The sequence below is a fragment of the Streptomyces sp. NPDC021225 genome (assembly GCF_044332865.1).
Classification (GTDB): Bacteria; Actinomycetota; Actinomycetes; order Streptomycetales; family Streptomycetaceae; genus Streptomyces.
This window is the reverse complement of sequence record NZ_JBIRPV010000014.1, coordinates 76,618-101,996: the sequence shown is the minus strand read 5'-3', so window position 1 is coordinate 101,996 and position 25,379 is coordinate 76,618. Positions and strand designations below refer to the sequence as shown.

Annotated in this window: 20 protein-coding genes; 4 read left to right on the top strand and 16 right to left on the bottom strand. The window is 71.8% G+C overall.

Annotated features, from left to right (window positions below):
• Positions 1 to 125: 125 nt before the first annotated feature.
• The 7 genes from topA to bldG form a co-directional block, all read right to left on the bottom strand.
• Positions 126 to 3,005 carry a type I DNA topoisomerase gene (gene topA, locus ACH4S9_RS39600; protein WP_361186835.1) on the bottom strand — a complete coding sequence of 960 codons (2,880 nt, stop codon included), beginning with the start codon at positions 3,003 to 3,005 and terminating at the stop codon, positions 126 to 128.
• A 211-nt stretch (positions 3,006 to 3,216) separates the two neighbouring features.
• On the bottom strand, positions 3,217 to 3,414 hold the full coding sequence (locus ACH4S9_RS39595; RefSeq protein WP_311727079.1) for a hypothetical protein: 198 nt from the start codon (positions 3,412 to 3,414) through the stop codon (positions 3,217 to 3,219).
• Positions 3,415 to 3,566: 152 nt separating this feature from the next.
• Positions 3,567 to 5,165, bottom strand: coding sequence for a methyltransferase (locus tag ACH4S9_RS39590; RefSeq protein ID WP_311727078.1), 1,599 nt, complete (start codon positions 5,163 to 5,165; stop codon positions 3,567 to 3,569).
• Positions 5,166 to 5,243: 78 nt separating this feature from the next.
• Positions 5,244 to 5,816 carry a small secreted protein gene (locus ACH4S9_RS39585; protein ID WP_398376578.1) on the bottom strand — a complete coding sequence of 191 codons (573 nt, stop codon included), beginning with the start codon at positions 5,814 to 5,816 and terminating at the stop codon, positions 5,244 to 5,246.
• A 269-nt stretch (positions 5,817 to 6,085) separates the two neighbouring features.
• The gene (locus tag ACH4S9_RS39580) at positions 6,086 to 8,530 is read right to left on the bottom strand and encodes a sodium-translocating pyrophosphatase (protein WP_385345673.1); all 2,445 of its coding nucleotides are present in this window, start codon (positions 8,528 to 8,530) and stop codon (positions 6,086 to 6,088) included.
• A gap of 415 nt (positions 8,531 to 8,945) precedes the next feature.
• Complete coding sequence (locus tag ACH4S9_RS39575) at positions 8,946 to 9,380, bottom strand: ATP-binding protein (protein ID WP_311727075.1); 435 nt, start codon at positions 9,378 to 9,380, stop codon at positions 8,946 to 8,948.
• 86 nt (positions 9,381 to 9,466) lie between these two features.
• The gene (gene bldG / locus ACH4S9_RS39570; protein WP_144382955.1) at positions 9,467 to 9,808 is read right to left on the bottom strand and encodes an anti-sigma factor antagonist BldG; all 342 of its coding nucleotides are present in this window, start codon (positions 9,806 to 9,808) and stop codon (positions 9,467 to 9,469) included.
• Positions 9,809 to 9,862: 54 nt separating this feature from the next.
• Here bldG and ACH4S9_RS39565 point away from each other — a divergent pair, with 54 nt between their 5' ends.
• Complete coding sequence (locus tag ACH4S9_RS39565; protein ID WP_398376575.1) at positions 9,863 to 12,331, top strand: DEAD/DEAH box helicase; 2,469 nt, start codon at positions 9,863 to 9,865, stop codon at positions 12,329 to 12,331.
• Between the two features lie 77 nt (positions 12,332 to 12,408).
• Here ACH4S9_RS39565 and ACH4S9_RS39560 read toward each other — a convergent pair whose 3' ends face one another.
• The 7 genes from ACH4S9_RS39560 to ssd all read right to left on the bottom strand — a co-directional run bounded on the left by ACH4S9_RS39560 (position 12,409) and on the right by ssd (position 17,583).
• Complete coding sequence (locus tag ACH4S9_RS39560; RefSeq protein WP_311727073.1) at positions 12,409 to 12,771, bottom strand: Rv3654c family TadE-like protein; 363 nt, start codon at positions 12,769 to 12,771, stop codon at positions 12,409 to 12,411.
• The gene (locus ACH4S9_RS39555) at positions 12,768 to 13,226 is read right to left on the bottom strand and encodes a TadE family type IV pilus minor pilin (RefSeq protein WP_311727072.1); all 459 of its coding nucleotides are present in this window, start codon (positions 13,224 to 13,226) and stop codon (positions 12,768 to 12,770) included. The genes ACH4S9_RS39560 and ACH4S9_RS39555 overlap by 4 nt, the downstream gene beginning before the upstream one ends.
• A complete protein-coding gene (locus ACH4S9_RS39550; RefSeq protein WP_311727071.1) occupies positions 13,213 to 13,410 on the bottom strand; it encodes a DUF4244 domain-containing protein in 198 nt (65 codons plus the stop codon). Before ACH4S9_RS39550 ends, ACH4S9_RS39555 begins: the two co-directional genes overlap by 14 nt.
• 142 nt (positions 13,411 to 13,552) lie before the next feature.
• The gene (locus ACH4S9_RS39545; protein ID WP_311727070.1) at positions 13,553 to 14,362 is read right to left on the bottom strand and encodes a type II secretion system F family protein; all 810 of its coding nucleotides are present in this window, start codon (positions 14,360 to 14,362) and stop codon (positions 13,553 to 13,555) included.
• Positions 14,352 to 15,281, bottom strand: coding sequence for a type II secretion system F family protein (locus ACH4S9_RS39540; protein WP_398376571.1), 930 nt, complete (start codon positions 15,279 to 15,281; stop codon positions 14,352 to 14,354). The genes ACH4S9_RS39545 and ACH4S9_RS39540 overlap by 11 nt, the downstream gene beginning before the upstream one ends.
• Positions 15,278 to 16,474: a TadA family conjugal transfer-associated ATPase gene (locus tag ACH4S9_RS39535; RefSeq protein ID WP_311727068.1), complete on the bottom strand. Its 1,197-nt coding sequence runs from the start codon at positions 16,472 to 16,474 to the stop codon at positions 15,278 to 15,280. The genes ACH4S9_RS39540 and ACH4S9_RS39535 overlap by 4 nt, the downstream gene beginning before the upstream one ends.
• The gene (ssd, locus tag ACH4S9_RS39530) at positions 16,471 to 17,583 is read right to left on the bottom strand and encodes a septum site-determining protein Ssd (protein WP_385345665.1); all 1,113 of its coding nucleotides are present in this window, start codon (positions 17,581 to 17,583) and stop codon (positions 16,471 to 16,473) included. The genes ACH4S9_RS39535 and ssd overlap by 4 nt, the downstream gene beginning before the upstream one ends.
• 455 nt (positions 17,584 to 18,038) lie before the next feature.
• Here ssd and ACH4S9_RS39525 point away from each other — a divergent pair, with 455 nt between their 5' ends.
• The gene (locus ACH4S9_RS39525) at positions 18,039 to 18,875 is read left to right on the top strand and encodes an HAD family hydrolase (protein ID WP_311727223.1); all 837 of its coding nucleotides are present in this window, start codon (positions 18,039 to 18,041) and stop codon (positions 18,873 to 18,875) included.
• A gap of 346 nt (positions 18,876 to 19,221) precedes the next feature.
• Here the strand turns inward: ACH4S9_RS39525 and ACH4S9_RS39520 are convergent, their stop codons facing one another.
• Entirely contained in the window at positions 19,222 to 20,043 is an 822-nt protein-coding gene (locus ACH4S9_RS39520) for an oxidoreductase (RefSeq protein WP_311727066.1), read from the bottom strand.
• Between the two features lie 110 nt (positions 20,044 to 20,153).
• On the opposite strand from ACH4S9_RS39520, the gene ACH4S9_RS39515 reads away from it, so the two are divergent.
• Positions 20,154 to 21,158, top strand: coding sequence for an ATP-binding protein (locus tag ACH4S9_RS39515; protein WP_361186851.1), 1,005 nt, complete (start codon positions 20,154 to 20,156; stop codon positions 21,156 to 21,158).
• On the opposite strand, the gene ACH4S9_RS39510 is transcribed toward ACH4S9_RS39515, so the two are convergent.
• Positions 21,139 to 22,392, bottom strand: coding sequence for a hypothetical protein (locus ACH4S9_RS39510; protein ID WP_385345712.1), 1,254 nt, complete (start codon positions 22,390 to 22,392; stop codon positions 21,139 to 21,141). The genes ACH4S9_RS39515 and ACH4S9_RS39510 overlap by 20 nt on opposite strands.
• Positions 22,393 to 22,798: 406 nt before the next feature.
• On the opposite strand from ACH4S9_RS39510, the gene ACH4S9_RS39505 reads away from it, so the two are divergent.
• Positions 22,799 to 25,333, top strand: a complete 2,535-nt coding sequence (locus ACH4S9_RS39505) for a bifunctional SulP family inorganic anion transporter/carbonic anhydrase (RefSeq protein WP_398376567.1) — start codon at positions 22,799 to 22,801, stop codon at positions 25,331 to 25,333.
• The last annotated feature ends 46 nt before the right edge of the window (positions 25,334 to 25,379 follow it).

Genomic DNA, 25,379 nt, shown 5'->3' with positions numbered 1-25,379 from the left:
CGCCCGAACAAACGGGCGGGCATCCGCGCGATCCGCCGGTTTCCGTCGGCTTTGGCCGCCGCTTCAGGCCTTGGCCGCCGCCTCGGGCCCGGTCGGGGGCGCCGCCCCGGACCGGGCCGCCGGCCTCAGTCGGCCTGAGCCGACGGCTTCGTGGCCGCCTTGGCAGCCGTCGCCGTCTTCTTCGCCGCGGTCTTCTTGGCCGTGGTCGTCTTCTTGGCCGCGGTCTTCTTGGCGGTGGTGGTCTTCTTGGCCGCCGTCTTCTTGGCCGTGGTCGTCTTCTTCGCCGCGGTCTTCTTGGCGGTCTTCTTGGCCGGGCCCTTGGCGCGCTTCTCGGCGAGCAGCTCGAAGCCGCGCTCCGGAGTGATCGTCTCGACGTCGTCGTCGCGGCGCAGCGTCGCGTTGGTCTCGCCGTCGGTCACGTACGGGCCGAACCGGCCGTCCTTGACCACGACCGGCCGCTCGCTGACCGGGTCGGTGCCCAGCTCCTTCAGCGGCGGCTTGGCCGCGGCCCGGCCGCGCTGCTTGGGCTGCGCGTAGATCGCGAGCGCCTCGTCGAGGGTGATCGTGAAGAGCTGCTCCTCGCCTTCGAGCGACCGCGAGTCCGTGCCCTTCTTCAGGTACGGGCCGTAGCGGCCGTTCTGCGCGGTGATCTCGACACCCTCGGCGTCGGCCCCGACCACGCGCGGCAGCGACATCAGCCGCAGCGCGTCCGCCAGGGTGACCGTGTCCAGGCTCATCGACTTGAAGAGCGAGGCGGTGCGCGGCTTGACCGCGTTCTTTCCGGTCTTCGGGGTGTCCTCGGGGAGCACCTCGGTGACGTACGGGCCGTAGCGGCCGTCCTTGGCGACGATCTTGCGGCCGGTCTCCGGGTCCGTCCCGAGCTCGAAGTCGCCGCTCGGCTTGGCGAGCAGCTCCTCCGCGTACTCGACGGTCAGCTCGTCCGGCGGCAGGTCGTCGGGGACGTCGGCGCGCTGGCCGGTCTCGCCCTCGGCCTCGGTCGGCCGCTCGACGTACGGGCCGTAGCGGCCGACCCGCAGCACGATGCCGTCGCCCACGGGGAAGGAGGAGATCTCGCGGGCGTCGATCGCGCCGAGGTCGGTGACCAGGTCCTTGAGGCCGCCGAGGTGGTCGCCGTCGCCGTTTCCGGCCGCGGCGGCATCGCTCTCGGCCCCGGGCGCGGTCGCCCCGCCCCCGGGCACGGTGGTGCTCTCGCCGAAGTAGAAGCGCTTGAGCCACGGCACGGCCTGGGCCTCACCGCGCGCGATGCGGTCGAGGTCGTCCTCCATCCTGGCGGTGAAGTCGTAGTCGACCAGCCGGCCGAAGTGCTTCTCCAGCAGGTTGACCACGGCGAAGCTCAGGAAGGACGGGACCAGCGCGGTGCCCTTCTTGAAGACATAGCCGCGGTCCAGGATGGTGCCGATGATCGAGGCATAGGTCGAGGGGCGGCCGATCTCGCGCTCTTCGAGCTCCTTGACCAGCGAGGCCTCGGTGTAGCGGGCCGGGGGCTTGGTGGCGTGGCCGTCGGCGGTGATCTCCTCGGCGGCCAGCCGGTCGCCCTCGGCGACCTGCGGCAGGCGCCGCTCGCGGTCGTCGAGCTCGGCGTTCGGGTCGTCCGCGCCCTCCACATAGGCCTTCATGAAGCCGTGGAAGGTGATCGTCTTGCCGGAGGCGGAGAACTCGGCGTCGCGGCCGTCGCTCGCCCGGCCGCCGATCTTGACGGTGACGGAGTTGCCGACCGCGTCCTTCATCTGGGAGGCGACGGTCCGCTTCCAGATCAGCTCGTACAGCCGGAACTGGTCGCCGGTGAGACGGGTCTCCGCCGGGGTCCGGAAGCGGTCCCCCGAGGGGCGGATCGCCTCGTGCGCCTCCTGGGCGTTCTTGACCTTGCCCGCGTAGGTGCGCGGCTTGTCCGGCAGATAGTCGGCCCCGTACAGCTGGGTGACCTGCGCCCGGGCCGCCGCCACCGCCGTCTCGGACAGGGTGGTGGAGTCCGTACGCATATACGTGATGAAGCCGTTCTCGTACAGCTTCTGCGCCACCTGCATGGTCGCCTTGGCGCCGAAGCCGAGCTTGCGGCTGGCCTCCTGCTGGAGGGTCGTGGTGCGGAACGGGGCGTACGGCGAGCGGCGGTACGGCTTGGACTCGACGGAGCGCACCGTGAAGGCGGCGCCCGCGAGGCCCGCGGCCAGCCCGCGCGCACCCGCCTCGTCCAGGTGCAGGACCTGGGCACCGCCCTTGAGCTGCCCGGTCGAGGTGAAGTCGCGGCCCTGGGCGACACGGCGGCCGTCGACGGCGGTCAGCCGGGCGCCGAAGGTGCCGGGGTCGCTGGTGTCCCCGGCCCGGCCGGTCGCGAAGACGCCGGTCAGGTCCCAGTACTCGGCGGAGCGGAAGGCGATGCGCTCGCGCTCGCGCTCGACGACCAGGCGGGTGGCCACCGACTGGACGCGGCCCGCGGACAGGCCGCGCATGACCTTCTTCCACAGGACCGGCGACACCTCGTAGCCGTAGAGGCGGTCCAGGATGCGGCGGGTCTCCTGGGCGTCGACCAGCCGCTGGTTCAGCTCGCGCGGATTGGCGACGGCCGCGCGGATCGCGTCCTTGGTGATCTCGTGGAAGACCATCCGTCGGACCGGGACCTTGGGCTTGAGCACCTGCTGGAGGTGCCAGGCGATGGCCTCGCCCTCGCGGTCCTCATCGGTGGCCAGGAAGAGCTCATCCGAGTCGGCGAGCAACTCCTTGAGCTTCCTGACCTGGCTCTTCTTGTCGGCGTTGACGACATAGACAGGCTGGAAGTCGTGTTCGACGTCCACACCGAGGCGGCGGACCTCCCCGGTGTACTGGTCGGGCACCTCGGCCGCACCGTTCGGCAGGTCCCGGATGTGCCCGACACTCGCTTCGACCACGTAGCCCGGGCCGAGATAGCCCTTGATCGTCTTCGCCTTGGCAGGCGACTCGACGATGACAAGTCGGCGGCCGCCCTGTGCGGTCTCGCTGGTCGGGGACAACTTCGCTCTTCTCTCCGGTCGACGCTCGGTGAACGGGCACTACTGCACGGGTTACGTGCACACGCACACCACTACGGTGACGCTGCGGAGTGTGACGGTACCTCCCGGCCCCGTGTCAAACGGAAAAAGCCCGCAACGCCACTCGAACGGTAACCCGACAAGCGTCCTGTCTGCCGCCCGGACCGGCACTCGGCGTCGCGCGAGGGCCCTGTCAGGCGTAAACCAGGCACCAGATCCCGCCGCCCAGCGCGGCGGTGCCGAAGAGAACGGAGAGGACCGCCGAAGCGACAGGGCTCACACCGTGCGCGACCGGCGCGCGCCGCCGCGTTCGCGCTGCTGTCCACAGCAGCAGCGCCGCGCCGAACACGACGAACGCCGTACCGGCGAAGATCGCGGGTCCCCTCTCCATGGGCAGAGCGTGGCACCCGCGGAAGGCGCATGCGCGAACCGCGGGTGAACAGCGCACGACCCGCTCTTCCGGCCATGATCACGCCTCTGAGTGGCAACTTCTTGCCATCCGGGCGGAGCGCGGAGTGTCGCGCGCGCTCCGGCGCACTACCTCTACTCCCCCCGTCCGTCCACCGACCCGGTCGCCCCGGCCCCCGGTTCGTCACCCCATCCGTCCACCGGCTCGTCCACCGGACGCAGGAACCCCTGCTCCACCAGGAGCCTGATCGAGTCGGGGGTGCGGTCGCGCAGCACCACCGGATCCTCCCCGAGCAGCTGGGCGATCGCGTCCAGGATGCGGCCCGCGCTGAGCGTGCCGTCACACACCCCCGCGAAGCCCGCGCCGACCGTGTCCACCTTCGTCGCCCGCCGCATGCCACGGTTCTGACGCAGCACCACATGCTCGGGGTCCTCCGCGCCGGGCAGCCCCACCTGCTCCTGGACGACCTCGTCGGCCAGCCGGAAGCGGGCGGCCAGCAGCGCCGCGTCGTCGTGTGTGCGCAGGAAGTCCTGCCGCTCGAAGTGGGCCACGACCGCCTCCCCCAGCGGCTGCTCCACCGGGTGCGGCCACTCCTCCGCGATCACGGACGGGCGGTCGGCCCCGGACTTGCGCAGGGTGATCCAGCCGAACCCCACGGCCCTGGTCTTGCGGGCCTCGAACTCCTCCAGCCAGGCGTCGTACCGCGCGGCGTACTCGGCGGGCCCGGCGAGGTGGGCCCCGGCGTCCCGCAGCCACAGCTCGGCGTACTGCGTGATGTCCTGCACCTCGCGCTGCACGATCCAGGCGTCACAGCCGCTGGGCACCCAGGAGGCGATCCGCTCGCGCCAGTCCTCCCCCTCCACGTGCTGCCAGTTGGCCAGCAGCTGGCACCAGCCGCCGTCGGTGAGATGGCCGGCGGAGCGCTGGACCAGGGTGCGGCACAGGTCGTCACCGGACATCCCGCCGTCCCGGTAGACCAGCCGGTCCCGCTCGGAGGAGGGCGGCGAGATCACAAAGGGCGGGTTGGAGACGATCAGGTCGTACGCCTCGCCGGCGACCGGCTCGAAGAGCGAGCCCTCCCGCAGATCGGGCTCCGCCGCGCCGGACAGGGCGAGGGTGAGCCGGGCGATGCGCAGGGCGCGCGGGTTGGTGTCCGTGGCGGTGACGGAGGCCGCGTGGCGGGCGGCGTGCAGCGCCTGGATGCCGGAGCCGGTGCCGAGGTCGAGGGCCCGGCCCACCGGGGCGCGGACCGTGAGCCCGGCGAGCGTGGTGGACGCCCCGCCGACCCCGAGGACGAGCCCCGAGCGGTCCACGCCGCCGGGCCCGCCGATGCCTCCCGCGCCGCCGACCGCGCAGCCCAGGTCGGAGACGATCCACCAGTCCTCGCCCTGCGGGCCGCCGTACGGGCGCACATCCACGGTGGCCCGCACCTCGTCGCCGTCGCGCACCAGCCAGCCGTCGGCCAGGCAGTCCTCGACGGGCAGGGCAGCGGCCGCCCGCCCGTACGCGACCGGGCGCTGCAGCAGGAACAGCCGCACCAGCGTCTCCAGCGGGCCGTCGCCCCGCGTGGCGCGCAGGGCGGGGACGGTCTCGCTGCGCGCCAGGGCCGCGTAGGCGGGGGCGCCGAGCAGGTCCAGCAGGCCGTCGGCGGTGAAGGCGGCGGCCAGCAGCGCATCGCGCAGATGGGCGATGCGCTCGGGGCCGGCGGGGCTGGGGAGGCGATGCGTACTCACGCCCCCATTGTCAGGGGAACCACTGACAGTCGGGGGAACCGCTGGCAGTGAGGGCCACCGACGATGGGGGCCGAGCGGCTACGAGGGAGACGCGGTGCTGGTGCCCTTGGGCTTCTGGCAGCCGGGCTGCTTGGCCATCGCCTTGCCGACCTCGCCCTCCTGAAGCTTCTGAAGCGCCTTGTCACCCGAATTGCTGAGCTTGTTGAGCTCGTCGGCGATGCCCTTGAGGCCCGCCGCAAACTTCGCCTTGTCCGAGGTGTCGAGCTTGTCGACGGTCGTCTGGAGGTCCTTGTACGCCTTGGAGGTGGAGTTGAGCTCCTTGACCGCCTGCTTCTGGGTCTGCTCGCCGCCCTTGACGGGCGGGGCGCCCGCGTCCTGCACCGCCTTGGCGAGGGCCGCGTACGCCTCGGAGATGTCCCCGAAGGCCTCGGAGTCGGTCTGCTGAAGCTTCTTGGAGTCCTGCTCGTCGGACGCGGCCTGGATCGAGGCGTTGGCGGCCTGGATCTTCTTCAGCTGGGGCTGTACTTCGTCACAGACCGTTTTGGCCCAGTCGTTGACCTTCTTGTTGCTTTCGCCCCCACCGCCGCAGCCGGTCAGCGCCACGACAAGTGCCGCACCGCCGGACAGTGCCGCCACAAGCTTCTTGTTCACCGGATTGGTCCCTTCCATGGCTCTTCTCGGCCCCGGAACATACACGGCCGAACGGCCGGGTCCCTGGGTTGAGCGTCCCCTATAGGGCCTTATGAAGCCATTTGAACCAAGCCAGGTGTGCTGTCCGCCTCATTGAAGGGAGCTCAGAAGGGAGCGTTGAAGAGAGCCCCGGCGGACGGACGCGGAAGCGGGCGGACAGCGTGCGACGCACCCTGTCCGCCCGCCCGTTGCGGGGCTCGCCCCGCCGGCTCGCGGCCGCTCCGCCCGCGTCAGGACACCACCGCGGCGTCGGCTGACTTACTGACCCGCTCGGAGTTGCCCTCGTCGCCCACCGCGATGCCGCGCCGCTTGGACGCGTATACGGCGGCGATGATGATCACCAGGGCCAGCGACGCGATCCCGGCCCGCAGGCCCGGGCTGGCGTCGTTGCCGTAGGAGAACTTCACGACCGCCGGGGCGATCAGCAGCGCCACCAGGTTCATGACCTTCAGCAGCGGGTTGATCGCGGGGCCCGCCGTGTCCTTGAACGGGTCGCCGACCGTGTCGCCGATCACCGTCGCGGCATGCGCCTCGCTGCCCTTGCCACCGTGATGGCCGTCCTCCACCAGCTTCTTCGCGTTGTCCCAGGCCCCGCCGGAGTTCGCCAGGAACACCGCCATCAGCGTCCCGGTGCCGATCGCGCCGGCCAGGAACGAGCCGAGCGCGCCGACCCCGAAGGTGAAGCCGACCGCGATCGGCGCCAGCACGGCCAGCAGGCCGGGCGTGGTGAGCTCGCGCAGCGCGTCCTTGGTGCAGATGTCCACGACCCGCCCGTACTCGGGCGTCTCGCTGTAGTCCATGATCCCGGGCTTCTCGCGGAACTGCCGCCGCACCTCGAAGACCACCGCGCCCGCGGAACGCGACACCGCGTTGATCGCCAGTCCCGAGAACAGGAAGACGACGGCGGCGCCGAGGACGAGCCCGACCAGGTTGTTCGGCTGCGAGATGTCCAGGCTCAGGTTCATGTTCCCGGCCACGGTCGTATGCACCTCGGAGACCGCCTCGGCGATGGCGTCGCGGTACGAGCCGAAGAGCGCCGAGGCGGCGAGCACCGCCGTCGCGATGGCGATGCCCTTGGTGATCGCCTTGGTGGTGTTGCCGACCGCGTCGAGGTCCGTGAGCACCTGCGCGCCCGCGCCCTTGACATCGCCGGACATCTCGGCGATGCCCTGGGCGTTGTCGGAGACCGGGCCGAAGGTGTCCATCGCGACGATCACGCCCACGGTGGTGAGCAGGCCCGTGCCGGCCAGCGCGACCGCGAACAGCGCCAGCATGATCGAGGTGCCGCCGAGCAGGAACGCGCCGTAGACGCTGAGGCCGATCAGCGTCGCCGAGTACACCGCGGACTCCAGCCCGAGCGAGATCCCGGCGAGCACGACGGTGGCCGGACCGGTCAGGGATGTCTTGCCGATGTCCCGCACCGGACGTCGGGTGGTCTCGGTGAAGTAGCCGGTGAGCTGCTGGATGAGCGCGGCCAGCACAATGCCGATGGCGACGGCGACGAGGGCGAGCACGCGCGGATCCCCGCCGTGACCGAGGATCGCGCGGTCGGTGACGCCGTCCAGGTCGGCGTAGCTGGACGGCAGATAAACGAAGACCGCGACCGCCACCAGCGCCAGCGAGATCACCGCGGAGATGAAGAAGCCGCGGTTGATGGCGGTCATGCCGCTGCGGTCGGCGCGCCGCGGGGCCACGGCGAAGATGCCGATCATGGCGGTGACCACGCCGATGGCCGGGACCATCAGCGGGAACGCCAGGCCCGCGTCGCCGAAGGCGGCCTTGCCGAGGATGAGCGCGGCGACCAGGGTCACGGCGTAGGACTCGAACAGGTCCGCCGCCATGCCCGCGCAGTCCCCGACGTTGTCGCCGACGTTGTCCGCGATGGTCGCGGCGTTGCGCGGGTCGTCCTCGGGGATGCCCTTCTCGACCTTGCCGACGAGGTCGGCGCCGACGTCGGCGGCCTTGGTGAAGATGCCGCCGCCGACCCGCATGAACATGGCGATCAGGGCGGCACCCAGGCCGAAGCCCTCGAGCACCTTGGGCGCGTCGGCCGCGTAAACCAGCACCACGCATGACGCGCCGAGCAGGCCGAGGCCGACGGTGAACATGCCGACCACGCCACCCGTGCGGAAAGCGATCTTCATGGCCTTGTGCGAGACGGCCGTCAGATCGACATCCGATTCGCCCGGGGTCGATGAGGGGGAACTCCCATTGACGGGAGTGGACCCGGACGGCTTGTCCGGCGTCGCCTCACGGGCGGCGGCCGCGACGCGCACATTGCTGCGCACGGCGAGCCACATCCCGATATAGCCAGTGGCCGCCGAGAATCCGGCGCCGATCAGAAAGAACACCGATCGCCCGATGCGCTGCTTCCAGTCGTCCGCCGGCAACAGCATGAGCAGGAAGAACACCACGGCGGCGAATACGCCGAGAGTGCGCAGCTGCCGAGCCAGATAGGCATTCGCGCCTTCCTGGATCGCCGCTGCGATCTTCTTCATGGTGTCGGTGCCCTCGTCGGCCGCGAGCACTTGTCGTACCAGCGTCACCGCGACCGCGAGTGCCGCCACCGCGACCGCGGCGATCACCAGCACGATCACTCTGTTGTCGTGGGTCAGTTCTGCGGCGGCCAGGGTTGGGGGAAGGTCCAGTGGATGAGGGGTGAGTTGCCCCGCCATTCGTCCTCCTTGACGTTTGGCACATGGGCGCGCAGCAGTTCTGCGACCGCAGAAGAGCCGCCACGCTCAGGCGTCCTGAGCTCAAGATGTGGACGGATTGTAGGGAGCGGCACCAGATCAAAACAGGGCGCCGGAATAGGAATTCGCCTGCACCAGGGAAGATCAATAGGTTTCGGCCGCGGGAATTCCCCCGGATGAAGGAAGGTATCTAATTCGCTGACGCATGGATAATGATCTCTATAAACGATCTCAGCGTCATATAAAAAGCCCTGCTCAGCGCAGGGCCGGAGCAGGGCGGAGCACCCGGCGCCGACGTCCGTCGGGGACGTCGGCGCGAGCGGTCGGGGTTTTGGCGGAAGACGCGCGGCTGGAGGCCGCGCGGCAGCAGAGCTGTGCCGGGCTACGGGCCGTCGGGCTACGGCAGCACGGACTGAGGGGCGGTCGGCCAGCTCATCCGGATCCGGCCGCCGGTCTCGCTCGTCGACACCTCGACGTCGTCGACCAGCCCGCTGATGACCGCGAGCCCCATTTCGTCCTCGCCCTCGGCCGCCGGCTCCTCGTCCACATCGGGATGGGAGCCGGGAGCGAGCCCGGCGGAGGTCGGCGACTCGTCGCCGACCTCGATGGAGAACTTCTTCTCCTCGTCGGTCAGCACCACCCGCACCGGGGCCTCCACCCCGTTGCTCAGGTGCAGCCCGACCGCGCGCGTGCACGCCTCACCGACGGCGAGCCTCACCTCGTCGAGCACGGCCTCGTCCACACCGGCCCGGCGCGCCACGGCCGCCGCCACCAGGCGTGCGGTTCTGACGTGCTCGGGCAGCGCGCTGAAGCGGAGTTCGACGGTGGCCATGCCATCCCCCTCGGGCGTGTGGGCGTGCATCTCAGGGGGCCGGGCGCATCCGCCCGGTGCCCCCTCGTTCTTCCGGTGGTGACTGATCAGTCAGTCGCCGCAACAGCGTCCTCGACCGAGGTGTGAATCGGGAACACCTTGGTCAGGCCGGTGATTCGGAAGATCTTGAGAATGCGCTCCTGGTTGCAGACCAGGCGCAGCGAGCCCTCGTGGGCTCGCACTCGCTTGAGCCCGCCGACGAGCACGCCGAGCCCGGTGGAGTCGAGAAAGTCGACGCCCTCCATGTCGACGACCAGGTGGTAGTTGCCGTCGTTGACAAGCTCGACCAGCTGCTCGCGCAGCTTGGGCGCGGTGTATACATCAATCTCGCCACCGACCTCGACGACCGTGCGGTCGCCAACGGTCCGGGTCGACAGGGACAGGTCCACGGATCCTCCAGCACCTTGCATCGAGCGGTCGCCCCCCATGGATCGGCAGCCGCGATGGCATTCAATCACTTACCAGCAGGCGCGCACGACGCCTTGAGCCCATTGTCCGTCAGACCAGTGACAGACTCGGTGTCGATGGCCCACAACCAACTCCCGCGGAACGCGGGCATACGCACCTCACCCCGGACCGTCCTAGGGCGGCTCACCACTGGGGCGGGCCGGGCTGCGCGCATCACTCATACGGAGCACTTGCCCCCGCGTATCGGGACCCATGCCGATTGGCCTCGCCAGATCCGGCCGGAAGTCGTCGCCGCTGTCCGGGCCGCGGGCATCGAGCGCCCCTGGGCCCACCAGGCGCGTACGGCCGAACACGCGCTGCGAGGCGAATCGGTGGTCGTCGCCACCGGCACCGCGTCGGGAAAGTCCCTGGCCTATCTGGCCCCCGTCCTCAGCACCCTCCTGGACGGCTCCGAGGAGCCCAACGGCAGAGGCGCGACCGCCCTGTATCTGGCGCCCACCAAGGCCCTGGCCGCCGACCAGCGGCGCGCCGTGGCCGATCTCGCCGCGCCGCTGGGCACCGGCGTCCGCGCGGCGGTGTACGACGGGGACACCCCGGTCGAGGAGCGCGAGTGGGTCCGCCAGTACGCGAACTATGTGCTCACCAACCCCGACATGCTGCACCGCGGCATCCTGCCCGGGCACCCCAGGTGGTCCTCCTTCCTGCGCGCGCTGCGCTATGTCGTCATCGACGAGTGCCACACCTACCGGGGCGTATTCGGCTCCCATGTGGCCCAGGTGCTGCGCAGACTGCGCCGGGTCTGCGCCCGCTACGGCTCCTCGCCCGTCTTCCTCCTCGCCTCCGCGACCGCCGCCGAACCGGCCGTCGCGGCGACCCGGCTGACCGGGCTGCCCGTGATGGAGATCACTGACGATTCCTCGCCCCGGGGCGAGGTGGTCTTCGCCCTGTGGGAGCCGCCGCTGACCGAACTGCACGGCGAGCAGGGCGCCCCGGTCCGCCGCACCGCCACGGCGGAGTCCGCCGACCTGCTCACCGACCTGGCCGTCCAGGGCGTCCGTACGGTCGCCTTCGTACGCTCCCGGCGCGGAGCCGAGCTCATCGCCCTGATCGCCCAGGAGCGGCTCGCCGAGGTCGACCGGTCGCTGGCGGGCAGGGTCGCCGCCTACCGGGGCGGCTATCTCCCCGAGGAGCGCCGCGCCCTGGAGCGCGCCCTGCACTCCGGGGACCTCCTCGGGCTCGCCGCCACCACCGCCCTGGAGCTGGGGATGGACGTGGCCGGGCTGGACGCCGTCGTTCTCGCCGGCTACCCGGGCACCCGCGCCTCGCTGTGGCAGCAGGCGGGGCGGGCCGGGCGCAGCGGGCAGGGCGCGCTGGCCATCCTGGTCGCCCGGGACGATCCGCTGGACACCTATCTCGCCCACCACCCGGAAGCCCTCTTCCGGCAGCCGGTCGAGTCCACCGTGCTGGACCCGGACAACCCTTACGTCCTCGCGCCCCACCTCTGCGCGGCCGCCGCCGAGCTGCCGCTCACCGAAGCGGACCTGGAACTCTTCGGCCCCGCCACCGAGGAGCTGATGCCGCAGTTGGAGCAGCGCAGGCTGCTCCGCCGCCGGGCCACCGCCTGGCACTGGACCCGCCGTGAGCGCGCCGCCGACCTCACCGACATCCGCGGCGAGGGCGGGCGGCCGGTGCAGATCGTGGAGGCGGCGACGGGACGGCTGCTGGGCACCGTGGACGCCTCAGCCGCCCACACCACCGTCCACGAGGGCGCCGTCCACCTCCACCAGGGCCGGAGCTATCTCGTCGGACAGCTCGACCTCGAGGACTCGGTCGCGCTCGTGGAGGAGGCCAGCCCGCCGTATTCGACCACCGCCCGCGACACCACGGCGATCTCCATCCTGGAGACCACCACCGAGGTCCCCTGGGGCGACGCGCGGCTGTGTTTCGGCTCGGTCGAGGTCACCAACCAGGTCGTCTCCTTTCTGCGCCGCAAGCTGATCACCGGTGAGGTGCTGGGCGAGTCCCGGCTCGACCTCCCGCCCCGCACGCTGCGCACCCGGGCCGTGTGGTGGACGGTCACCGACGACCAGCTCGAGGACGCCCGCGTCGCCCCCGAGGCCCTCGGCGGCGCCCTGCACGCGGCCGAGCACGCCTCCATCGGCATGCTGCCGCTGTTCGCGACCTGCGACCGCTGGGACATCGGCGGGGTCTCCGTCCCGCTCCACCCCGACACCCTCCTTCCGACCGTGTTCGTCTACGACGGGCACCCCGGCGGCGCGGGCTTCGCCGAGCGCGCCTTCCACACCGCGGCCCGCTGGCTCACGGCCACCCGCGAGGCGATCGCCGCCTGCGAGTGCGATTCCGGCTGCCCGTCCTGCATCCAGTCCCCCAAGTGCGGCAACGGCAACGACCCGCTCGACAAGAAGGCCGCCATCCGCCTCCTGAGCACCCTGCTCGCCAAGGCACCGCCCCAGCCGGCCGACCCCGACGACGCTCCCGTCTGACGACGCGCAGGGCCTGCTGCCGGCCCGCTCCGGCCCCCGTACGCGCAGCCGCCACTGGGCGCCTGTGGGGGCGTATGTCACCGGGCCTGGGGCCGCCCGGCAGGGTCGGCGGGTCCGGCGCGGGACCGCACCTCGGGGGCGAACGGCCCGGCGCGCGCCTCCACCCTGAGATCAGCGATCGCACCGATCAGGGCGCACCTCACCACGCGGGCGCCCTGTGCGGCGGCCACCCGCCGGGCGAGACGGCACGCCATCTCGGGCCCCTCCAGCCCATGGTCCGCCGCCGCGAGCGCCGCCAGGTCCGCTGCCGCGCCCGCCCGGTGGCGGGCCACCATGACCTGCCCGGCCGTGAGTACGGCCGCGAACACGGCACACAGCGCCGTGGCGGCCAGGGCGGTCCACACCGTCGCCGACCCGCGGTCTCCCCCAGCCCGTCTCATGGCCCCGCCTCCCCCACGCCGGCGGACGCCCCGCCTCCGCCGGGCGGCGTCTCACTCCGGCCCACCGATTCCTCGACGAGGGCGACCGCCTCGCCGCGCAGGCGCACCGCCAGCGGGCCGGGGCCGGGCGCGCGGGCCTCGACCCGCACCCGCACCAGGTCGCCCTCCCGCCGCAGCTCGACCCGGGCCCCGCGCGGGGCGGCCGACCGGGCGGCGGCCAGCGCGGCCGCCTGCGGCTCGGACCGCGCGGCGGCGCGTGCCCCCGCCCTCGCCGCGTCCACGCACCGCATCTGCCCGGACGCGGCCATCAGACCCCAGATCAGCATCAGGGCGAACAACCCGAGCACCGGCAGCACGACAGCCGTCTCCGCCGTGACAAACCCCCGGTCGCCCGGTCCGACCGGGCCGCGCCGCCCGCTCGGACCGGACCGGCCGGTGGCCTCAGAACTGCGCATCGAGCGCCTTCCCGATCACCGACCGCAGCGCGTCGTCGACCGCCCCACCGGTCACCACCTTGTACAGAACCGCGGCGAAGGCGCACGCCACGATCGTCCCCATCGCGTACTCGGCGGTCGCCATCCCCGCATCCGCCCGTGCCTTGGCCGCCGCGTACCGCCGCAGACACCACCGCATCACCATTTCGGCCTCCCCGACCTGTGCTGAGTCCCGTGCTTCCGGCCATCGCGTTCCCGACGACCGTGCTTCCGTGTCCGTGCTTGCGTTGCCGCGCTCGCGTTTCCGTGTGTGCCTCGCTTTCGTGCTCGCACCCCTCTCGTCCGCCTCATCCACCGACCACCAGGGCGCCCGCGAGCCCGAGCATCACCGGCGCCACCCCGATCAGCAGGAACGCGGGCAGAAAGCAGGCCCCCAGCGGGGCGGTGGCCAGGATGCTCGCGTGCTGCACCCGTTTGTCCGCCTGTCTCCCTTGCTCGGCCCGGCAGTCGGCGGCGAGCCGGGACATCGGCTCCACCGCCGGGGCGCCCGTCGTTCCGGCGTGCTCCAGGGCGCGCGCCAGACCGCGCGCCCCGGGCAGAGCTCCCATGCGCCCCCAGGCGGCGGCCGGTTCGCCCCCGAGCCGGAGCTCTGCCGCGGCCTGGGAGAGCCGCTCGCCGATCGGGCCGCCGAGCGACCGCCCCACCGCCTCCGCCGCCTTGCGCGGCCCCGCTCCGGCCGCCAGACAGGCGGTGAGCAGATCGGCTGCCAGCGGCAGCTGACGCACCACGCCTTCCCCGGCCCGCTTGCCCGACCGCCCGCCATCTCCGGCCCGGCGGTGCCGCTGCCATCGCCTCGCCCCGTAGCCCGCGGCGAGCCCCAGCGCACAGCCCAGCACGCCCCCGACCAGGACGAGGCAGACGAACAGGGCACCGGCGGCCGAGGCCCAGCCCCGTACCGTGTCGGACGAGCCGTACGCCCGCCATCTCTCCCGCAGCCCTGGACGCCGCGCCGCCTCTTGAGGGGCTGGCAGCAGCGCCGCGAGCCGCCGCCGAGAGGTCCGCACCCGGCGGGCCTCGGCCACCGCTCCCACCGCCGAGACGGTGGCGGCCGCGAAGGCCGTCGCGATCCACAGGCTGTGGACGACGTCAGCCCCCATGACCCCGGCGTCCTCCCTGGCCGGCCGCCGTCCGAATCACCCGCGCCGTCCAGGCGAACCCGGCCCACTCCAGCAGCCCGCCCACCAGCAGGCAGGCGAGCCCGGCCGGGGTGTGCAGCAGCACATGCAGCGGATCCGCTCCCAGCGCGGCGCCCATCCCCAGCCCGAAGACGGGCAGCAGCATCAGGAGGACGGCCGTCGCCCTGGGACCAGCCAGCTTGGCGCGCAGATGCTGCCGATGGTCCCGCTCGGCCCGCAGGGCCGCCGCAACCCGGTCGAGGCCCGCCGCGAGGCCTGCCCCCTCGTCGACCGCGACCTGCCAGCAGGCCGCGACTCCGGTGAGCCCCTCCGCACCCGGCGCCCGGGCCGCCCTGCGCAGCGCCTCGGGCACATCGCCGCCGAACCGCGCCGCCGCCGAGACCAGGCCCCAATGCTCCCCGATGGGCCCCGGGGGCGCGGCCAACAGCGCCTCGACCGGCTGCCGCCCGGCGCGCAGCTCGCCCGCCACCGCCCCGCACAGCTCGATCACCGCGGCGGCCCGCCGCTCCCGCTCCCGATCGTGCGTGCGCGCCCGCCGCCACCGGCCGACGACCGGCACGGCCGCGGCCCCGGCCAGCAGCGGCAGCACCGAAGCGCCCGCCAGCGCCAGCACGCATCCCGCGGGCAGGCACAGCAGCTCGCGCCCCATCCGCCCGCCGCAGGCGGTCCGCCATCGCTCCCGGAGCCCGGCCACCGTCTCGGCCAGCCGACGCCGCGGAGCCTGCCTTGCGGGGCCGACGGTTCCGCTGCCCGCGAACAGCAGCCTGGCCCGCCGCAGATCTTGGTCCCGCCCGGAAATCAGCCAGGCCGCCGCGCCCGCGCACAGCACGGCCGCGTACAGCGGCAACGTCGTCTCCGGGGGCGCCCCACCGCCGCTCATACCGCACCCCCGCCGCGTACGCACAGCCGCTCGAGCCGCTCCCAGCCCGCCGCCTTCCCGAAGCCCTCGGGGGTCCACACCGCGGCCGGGACGGTCGTGACATAGCCCGCCCGATCCCGGCCGAGGACATGCAGCTCGGCGACCCTGCGCCGCCCGCCGCGGTCCCGCACCAGATGGACCACGACCGATACCGCGGCCGCCAACTGGCTGTGCAGCGCGGCCCGGTCGAGACCGGCCGTCGACCCCAGCGCCTCCAGCCGGGCCGGGACATCCGCCGCGGTGTTGGCGTGCAAAGTGCCGCACCCGCCCTCGTGCCCGGTGTTGAGGGCGCCGAGGAGGTCGGTGACCTCGGGGCCGCGCACCTCTCCGACCACCAGCCGGTCCGGACGCATCCGCAGCGCCTGGCGCACCAGATCCCGCAGCGTGACCTGGCCTCTGCCCTCCTGATTCGCAGGCCGGGTCTCCAGCCGGACCACATGCGGATGGTCCGGCCTGAGCTCCGCGGAGTCCTCGGCGAGGACGATCCGCTCGTCCCGCCCGACGAGCCCCAGCAGTGTGCTCAGGAGCGTCGTCTTGCCCGAGCCCGTACCGCCGCTGATCAGGAACGACAGCCTGGCGTCCAGCATCGCCCGCAGCAGCTGCCGGCCGCCTGGCGGCACCGTCCCCGCCGCCACCAGCTCCTCCAGCGAGAACGCCCGGGGCCGCACCACGCGCAGCGACAGACAGGTGGATCCGACGGCCACCGGTGGCAGCACCGCGTGCAGCCGTGTGCCGTCCGGCAGCCGGGCGTCCACCCACGGCCTGGCATCGTCCAGCCGGCGACCCGCCACGGCGGCCAGGCGCTGGGCGAGCCTGCGCACCGCGGCCGCGTCGGTGAACGCGACATCCGTCCGTTCCAGTCCGGCTCCGCGGTCCACCCACACCTCATCGGGGGCGGTGACCAGCACATCCGTGACATCGGGGGCGGCGAGCAGCGGCTCCAGCGGTCCGGTGCCGACCAGTTCGGAGCGCAGGGCCGCGACGACGCCCAGGACCTCCGTGTCGCCGAGCAGCCGCCCCTCCTCGCGCAGGGCCGCAGCCACCCGCGCGGGCGTCGGCTCCGCCCCGCTGCGCGCCAGCCGCAGCCGCACCGCGTCCAGCAGCTCCGGCGACTCGACGCCCATGCCGCCGCGCTCACTCCAACCGGCGCTCATGCCCCGCCTCCTCGCTGTTCCGCGCCGGCCAGGACCCGCGCCCAGAACTCGGCGCAGAACCGGGCGAGCGGCCCGCGGGGGCTGCCGCCCGGTGGCTCCCCGCCGTCCAGCGCTTCCGGCAGCCCGGGCTCCGGCGGCAGCTCACCGGCCAGCGGCAGATCCAGCAGCCGGGCGATCTCCTCGTCGTCGAGCCCCGGGCCGCACGGTCCGCGCACCACCGCGCGCAGATCCCGCAGCACCATGCCCACCGTCGACGCCACGCGGTGGGCGGCGGCCACGGCCCGCAGCTCGGCGGGCACCACCAGCAGGCCCAGATCCAGCTGAGCGAGGGCCTCGGCCACCGTGTCGTCCACCCGCCGCGGCAGATCCACCACCACGACCCCGCCGCGCCGCCGTGCGGCCGAGAGCACGGCTCGCATCGCGGACGGTGCGATGCCCACCGATTGGCCGCGGTCCCAGCTGAGCACCCGCAGGGAGTGCAGCTCGGGGAGCGATTCCTCCAGCGCGCCCCCGGCGACCCGGCCACGCGATTCGGAGAAGGCAGGCCATCTCAGCCCCTCCGCACCCTCGCCGCCCAACAGCACGTCCAGGCCGCCGCCCAGCGGGTCTGCGTCGATGAGCATGGTGCGCCGCCCCGCGCGGGCGGCGCAGACCGCCAGGGCGCAGGCGAGGGTGCTGGCGCCCGCGCCGCCGCGCCCGCCGACGACCCCGATCGTGAAGGCCTGGCGGCCGACGCCCTCGGCCACATCGGCGATGCGGTCCACCAGCCAGGTCTCGGCGTCGGGCAGAAACGCCACGTTGTCCGCACCGAGGTCGACCGCCCGCCGCCAGATGTCGTGGTCGTCGAGGTCCCGCCCGATGAGCAGCACCCCTTCCCTGCGGGTGGTGCCGCGCAGCCTGGCCGCGGCGTCGTCACCGACAAGAATCAGCGGGGCGCTTTCCCAACTGCCCCGGCGCGTGGGCGCGCCATGCACCACCTCGGGCTCGGCCCCCGCCGCCGCGCAGAGCCGCAACAAGTCGTCGAGAAGCTCCTCGTCCTCCGTGACGATCAGCGGTCTGCGCTGTCGTCCATCCGCCGCCGGTTGTTTCGCTGTGATGGATCCAGCCACGATCCCCTCCCCCATCTCGTTACGCGCTCTCACTCCCGCGAACGATGAGCGCGAACACCGCGGAGAATCAGCGTCCGGCGATCCAGAAAATCTTGGGGATCTTGGTCCAAAACTGGGGACAACTCATCAGTTGTGAATATCCCAGTCACCTAAACCAGTGACTTCCGGAGAGCAGTCTTGCGATTACGGACAGTCACGGATCAGGCTGGTGACACGAAGGCCGCGGGCAGAGGCCCGAGAGGGGGAAATGATCAGATGAGAAGACGGAAAATGCGTCCGGACATGCGACGACCCCCGCCGGGGGGGAGAGCGGGGGTCGTCCCCACGGCCGACTCGGGGGGGGAGGAGTCGGACCGGGTTAGCACGGTCGCGAACGATCCGTGACTTCCATGGTGTACCCGAGAGCCTTCTCAGGCAAACCCACGCGCCTCAGCTTACGCCGAATGGTGGGCCCTATGCTCGGCGTCGTGGAAAACCACTCGTTGCCTCGGACAGCCGCCTTCTTTGACCTGGACAAGACGGTCATTGCGAAGTCGAGCGCGCTCACCTTCAGCAAGTCCTTCTACCAAGGTGGGCTGATCAACCGCCGCGCCGTACTGCGTACCGCATATGCGCAGTTCGTCTTCCTCGCCGGCGGCGCCGATCACGAGCAGATGGAACGGATGCGGGAGTATCTCTCGGCGCTGTGTCGGGGATGGAACGTCCAGCAGGTGCGGGAGATCGTCGCCGAGACCCTGCATGACCTCATCGACCCGATCATCTATGACGAGGCCGCCTCGCTCATCGAGGAACACCACGCCGCAGGCCGCGATGTGGTGATTGTCAGCACATCGGGGGCCGAGGTCGTCGAGCCGATCGGCGAGCTGCTGGGCGCGGATCGCGTCGTGGCCACCCGTCTGGTCGTGGAGAACGGGGTGTTCACCGGCGAGGTGGAGTACTACGCATACGGGCCGACGAAGGCGGAGGCGATCGCGGAGCTGGCCGAGTCCGAGGGCTATGACCTCTCCCGCTGCTATGCCTACAGCGACTCGGCCACCGACCTGCCGATGCTGGAGTCCGTCGGCCATCCACACGCGGTCAATCCGGACCGCGCCCTGCGGCGCGAGGCCGCGGCCCGCGGCTGGCCGGTTCTCTCCTTCAACAGGCCGGTGCGGCTGAAGCAGCGGGTGCCCTCCCTCTCCATGCCGCCGCGTCCGGTGCTGGCGCTGGCGGCCGCGGTGGGCGCGGCAGCGGCTACCGCGGGGCTGGTGTGGTACGCGAGTCGACGCCGCGCACCGTATGCCCGCGTTTGAAGCCAATCGCAAAGAACTGCGATGAAAGCTTCCGCTTGGCCGGGCACAGGAGTAGAAAGGAATCGAAGGCCCGCGAGACCAGGGGCATCCGGAGGATTCCCCCCAGAAGCACCAAGGCCCACGGACCAAGCATGAATACCGGGCACCCACGCGACGCCGACCCGTCGATTACGGGCCAGCCGCACCAGGTGACGGGCGAAGATCCCGACCTGATGGGCAAATTATCGTGCACGCATGGTAACCCGGTGGACGTGCCAGCGGCGGTACCGAACTCGGTGCCGCCGCAACCATGTCCGGGCCCGTTCACGGCGGCCCGGCCGCGCCCGAGTGGGTCGAGTGACCGGACTCAGGCGGCGCCACGCTGCAAGGCCTCGCAGACCGCCGTGCTCTCACGGGCCCCCAACTCCACCGCCCGCCCGCAGTGCGCGATCCACGCGGCCATACCCTCCGGCGTCCCTGAGGCATAGCCGTCCAGCGCTGCGGCATACGCCGCGCCCCCCAGCTCCGCATGTCCGACCTCCGCCGGACAGATGGACTTCGGGTCAAGTCCGCTTCCCACCAACACGATCCGCTCCGCCGCGCGGGCCACCAGACCGTTGTGGGTACCAAAGGGCCGCAGGGCCAGCAGTTCGCCGTGCACCACCGCCGCCGTCACCAGCGCCGGGGCACCGCTCCCCGCGATGAGCAGCTGCGCCAACCCGTCCAGCCGCCCCGCCATCTCACCGGCATCCGGCAGCGCCAGCTCGATCAGCGGCTCCTCGACCGGCTCACCGGCCAGCCGTGGCCGCCCCACCGAATCGGCCACCTCTGTTCCCCCGGCCGCCACCAGATGCAGCCGGGCCAGCACCCGCAGCGGCGACTGCCGCCACACACTCAACAGCTGTCCCGCCTCGGCGGTCAGCCGCAGCGCCGCCCCCACCGTGCGCGGCTCGCCCTCCGATCCGAAGTCGCTGCGGCGCCGCACCTCCTCCAGCGCCCAATCGGCCCCGGCCAGGGCGGCGGAGCCACGCGCTCCGCGCAGGGCCGCCTCGGACGTGACCTCATTGCTGCGGCGGCGCATCACCCGGTGGCCGTAGATCCGGTCCACCGCCTTGCGTACGGCTTCCACAGAGTCGGCGACGCCGGGAAGCGAGACCAGAGCGGCGAGCGGATCTGCTGTCGTACTCATGGGTACGACCCTACGCACCCATCGGCTCCTACGGCCGCCGCCCCTCGTTGGAGTGGTCTTCTTCACCGTAACCGCCATCCAGGACGATCACTCACCTACGCTAGGTGAACATGAAGATCGCTTTCGTGGGCAAGGGCGGCAGCGGCAAGACCACGCTGTCCTCGCTGTTCATCCGCCATCTCGCCGCCACCGGCGCCCCCGTCATGGCCGTCGACGCGGACATCAACCAGCATCTCGGCGCGGCCCTCGGCCTGGACGAGCCGGAGGCGACCGAGCTGCCCGCCATGGGCGCCCACCTCCCCTTGATCAAGGACTATCTGCGCGGCACGAACCCCCGCATCTCCGGGGCCGACACGATGATCAAGACGACTCCGCCGGGCGAGGGTTCGCGGCTCCTGCGGATCGACGAGGACAACCCGGTGTACGAGGCCTGCGCCCGGACGGTCGGGCTCGACAGCGGGCAGGTGCGTCTGATGGTGACCGGCCCCTTCACCGAGTCCGATCTCGGTGTCGCCTGTTACCACTCCAAGGTCGGCGCGATCGAGCTGTGCCTGAACCATCTGGTCGACGGCCGGGACGAGTTCGTCGTCGTCGACATGACCGCCGGCAGCGACTCCTTCGCCTCGGGCCTCTTCACTCGCTTCGACATGACGTTCCTGGTCGCCGAGCCCACCCGCAAGGGCATCGCCGTCTACCGCCAGTACAAGGAGTACGCCGCCGACTTCGACGTGGCGCTGCGCGTGGTCGGCAACAAGGTGCAGGGCCCGGACGACCTGGCCTTCCTGCGCGCGGAGGTGGGCGAGGACCTGCTGGCCACGGTCGGCCACTCGGACTGGGTGCGGGCCATGGAAAAGGGCCGCCCGGCGCGCTTCGACGAGTTGGAGGAGGTCAACCGCCGCGCGCTGCGGACGCTGCACGAGGCGGTGGACGCGACCTACGAGCGGCGGGACTGGCAGCGGTACACCCGCCAGATGGTGCACTTCCATCTGAAGAACGCCCAGAGCTGGGGCAACGAGAAGACGGGCGCCGACCTGGCCGCCCAGGTCGACCCCGCCTTCGTCCTGGACGAATCCGTCCGGGCCGAGCGGCCGGCGGCTACTCCCGCTCCCGCTTAGCGGGCATGGCCGAGTGGGTGGAGGCCGGCTCGGCGGTGAAGAACTTCGCCCAGCCGCCCTTCGGCCGCTCCCCGACGTCCAGTCCGCGCAGCCGGCGCAGCACCCCGGGGCCCTGCGCGTCCAGCCAGTCGGCCAGTTGCTTGAAGGGAACACAGCGCACGCCCTTGCGCGGGCAGATCCTTTTGATGGTGTCCTCGACGGCGCGCATATACGTTCCGCCGTTCCAGGACTCGAAGTGGTTGCCGATGAACAGCGGTGCACGGTTGCCGTCGTACGCCCGGTCGAAGGCGGCGAGCAGCCCGTCTCGCATCTGCCTGCCCCACGCCGCGCGCTTGGAGGGGTCGCCCTTGGTCGTGCCGGACTGGTTGGCGAGGAAGTTGTAGTCCATCGACAGGGTCTCGTAGGAGCGGCCGGGCACGGGGATCTCCTGTAGCGGGAAGTCCCAGATCCCGTGGATCTTCTTCGGCCAGACCTGACGGCCGCCCACGGAGCTGGCGTCGTAGCGGAATCCCAACTTCTTGGCCGCCTTGATCAGGTTCTTCTGTCCCTCCAGGCAGGGGGCGCGGCCGCCCACGAGCTCCTTGCCGTAGTCGAAGGGCAGCGGTTCGCCGCCCCGCAGGCCGGTGTTGGTCTTCCAGTGCTGGACGAACGACACGGCCTGCCGGGTCTCGTCGATCCACTCGCTGGGGCTCCAGGTGCCCACCCCGTCGTCCGGGCCGCAGAAGTGCCCGTTGAAGTGGGTGCCGATCTCATTGCCCTCCCGCCAGGCGGCGCCGAGTTGCTCGACGGTGTCCTTGACGCCCTTGACGTCGTTGAAGCCGATCGACGAGGCGCCGCGCGAGTGTCTCGGCGGGTCGTACTTGTCGCGCTTCTCGGCGGGCAGCATGTAGACGCCGCTGAGGAAGTACGTCATCTTCGCGTCGTACTTCTTGCCGACCGCGCGAAAGCGGGAGAAGAGCTTCTGGCCGTCCTGGCCCGCGCCGTCCCAGGAGAAGACGACGAACTGCGGTGGCTTCTCGCCCGGTTTGAGCCGCCGGGGTCTGAGCTGCCCTGGCTGCGGTCCGGTGTCGGACATCGATCCGTCCCCGATGAGTTTCCCCGCCCGCTTGGGGTGGTTCGGCGCCGCCGGTCCGTTCCGCTGCGCGTCGCGGTCCGAACCAGGCCCGCCCGGGCTGCCTGGTCGCTGTGGGTCCGATCCTCCTGTGCAGTTGGCCACCGCGGCCAGCGCGGCCATCACGGCGAACCATGCAGTGACGTTTCTTCTGGCCCTCACACCGCCACCTCGTCTCTCTCGTCGCCCCGCGTCGCGGGAGCTCGAACCCAGAGCCAAGCTCGCACGGAACGAAGAAAAGACAGAGGATGACAAGCCATTTTAAATGACTATTCACCCGTTAGATGGAATATCGAGCAGGTTCGCCCGAAAAAGCTTCTCGTGGACTTTACTCGGCATTACGATTCATTTACCAATGCTTGGTAGTCCTTGCCGGGCTTGGCATCTCGACCGCAGGCGCACAGACCAGGCACTCAGATCGCAGGCGCTCAGACCGCAGGCACTCAGACCGCAGGCAGTCAAACCGCAGTACGCCGTGACCCACGGCCGTGTATTCGTACGCGGCCGCGAAGCCCCGGAGGAGACGGGAATGTCGCAACTCTTGAACCGGATCGGCGGGGTCTCCTGCCGACGGGACCTTTCCGCCTCGATCGTGGTCTTCCTGATCGCGATCCCGCTCTCCCTCGGGATCGCGCTGGCCACGGGCGCCCCGTTGCAGGCCGGGCTGGTCTCCGCCGTCGTGGGCGGGATCGTGGCCGGGCTGCTCGGGGGCGCCCCGCTCCAGGTCAGCGGGGCCGCGACCGGCCTGGTCGTGGTCACCGCCGATCTCGTGCAGCGCTACGGCTGGCGCACCACCTGCGCGATCACCGTGCTCGCCGGCGCGGCGCAACTGGCCCTCGGCGCTCTGCGGGTGGCCCGGGCGACACTCGCGATCAGCCCGGCCATCGTGCACGGGATGCTCGCGGGCATCGGCGTCGTGATCGCGGTCGGCCAGCTGCATGTGGTGCTCGGCGACAGCCCCGACAGCTCGGTGATCGACAATATCGCCGCGCTGCCCACGGAATTGAGCCATCCGCACCCGGCCGCCCTGCTGGTGGGCGCGATCACCGTCGGGGTGCTCGCGGTGTGGCCGTGGCTGCCGGGGAGAGCTGGGCGGATCGCGCGGGCCGTACCGGCGGCGCTCGTCGCCGTCGTGGCGGCCACCACGGTGAGCGCCGGCATGTCCCTGCCGCGTGTCGACCTGCCGTCCTGGGAGCTCCCGGCACTGCCCGGCCTCCCGGAGGGGCCGGTGCTCGGTCTGGTCGCCGCAGTACTGACGGTCACTCTGGTCGCCAGCATGGAATCGTTGCTGTCCGCCGTCGCCGTCGACCGGCTCCAGACCGCGAGCCCCGGCCAGCGGCCGGCAAACCGGCGGGCGGAAGATCGGCGACGGGAAGATGGGCGGGCGGAAAACCCGTCGGCGGAGGAGCAGGGAGCGGTGCCGGACAAACGGCCCGTTCGGCTGGACCGCGAGCTGTTCGGGCAGGGCGCCGCCAATCTGGTCTCCGGGCTGCTGGGCGGGTTGCCGATCGCCGGAGGCGCGATCCGGGGCTCGGCGAATGTCCGGGCCGGTGCCGTGACCCGGCGGTCCACGGTGCTGCACGGCGCATGGGTGGCGCTGTGCGCCGGGCTGCTCGCCGGGGTGCTGGAGCTGATTCCGCTCGCCGCGCTCGCCGCGCTGGTCATGGTCGTCGGCGTGAAGATGGTCAGCTTCGCGCACATCAAGAACGTCCAGCGGAACCGGGAGTTCCCGGTGTACGCGGCCACGCTGGGCGGCGTCGTTCTGCTGGGCGTGTTGCAGGGGGTGGCGGTCGGGATCGTCGTCGCGGTCTTCACCGCGCTGCGCCGACTGACCCATACCCGGATCACCGTGGTCGAGGAGGCCGGGCTGCACCGAGTGCGGGTGAGCGGGCAGCTGACGTTCCTGGCGGTGCCCCGGCTCAGCCGGGCCCTGGCGCAGCTGCCCGCCGGGGCGAGCGTGGTGGTGGAGCTGGGCGGCTGGTTCATGGACCACGCCGCGTATGACGCGTTGCAGTCCTGGGCCGAGGGGCACCGGGCGCGCGGCGGCTGGGTCAGGCTCGGCGGCCGGTCGGGGCGGCCGATCGCCGAACCGGCCAGCGCCCATGCCTGCCGCCCGTGGACTCCCTGGCGCAACCATCACTGCACCCGCCCCGCCCCGGCGGCCGTGCGGAGCGGCGGGGAGCAGTTGCCCGGCGGGGAGCAGCTGCTCGGCGGGGTGAGCGCCTTCCAGCGGAACACCGCGCCGCTGGTGCGGGAGGAGCTGGCACGGCTCGCGCGGGAGGGGCAGCGGCCCACTCAGCTCTTCCTGACCTGTGCCGACTCCCGGCTGGTGACCAGCATGATCACCTCCAGCGGGCCGGGTGATCTGTTCACCGTGCGCAATGTGGGCAATCTGGTGCCGCCACCCGGCGGCGGACCGGCCTGTGACTCGGTGGGCGCGGCGATCGAGTACGCGGTGGAGGTGCTGAAGGTCGGCAGCATCACGGTGTGCGGCCACTCGGGGTGCGGGGCAATGCAGGCGCTGCTCGGCTCGGCGGTGCCCGCGCCGTCGGCCGGAGAGGCACCGTCCGGTGGAGAAACGCCGTCCGGTGGAGAGACGCCGTCCGCGACGCAGACGCCGCTCGCGCGGTGGCTGCGTCATGGCCGACCGAGCCTGGCTCGTATGGAGCGGATCGGGCGGCTGGGGCGCGGCGAGGTGGCGCTGGGCAACAGGCCGGTGGCCGACGAGCTGGAGCGGCTGGCGCTGGTCAATGTGGTGCAGCAGCTCGACCATCTGATGTCCCACGGCTGTGTGGCGCGTCGGGTGGCGGAGGGCGCGCTGGTGCTCCACGGCATGTACTTCCATGTGGGGGAGGCTCAGGCGTATGTGCTGGAGTCGGGGGGATCGGGCAGGTTTTCGGCTGTGCGGCCGGACCACGGCGCGACGGCGGCCGCCGCCTGTGCGAGCAGCGGAGCCTCTGCCGACACGGGCGGCGCGGGCGGCATGTTCCGGTCCCGCGCGGAGGACGGGCTCCGATCCGGGGCAGGAGGCGGCTCCCGGTCCGGGGCCTTGGGCCTTATGTGATTACAGGTCTAAACCAATTTTTGCCAACCACCCTTGTCAGGGTGCA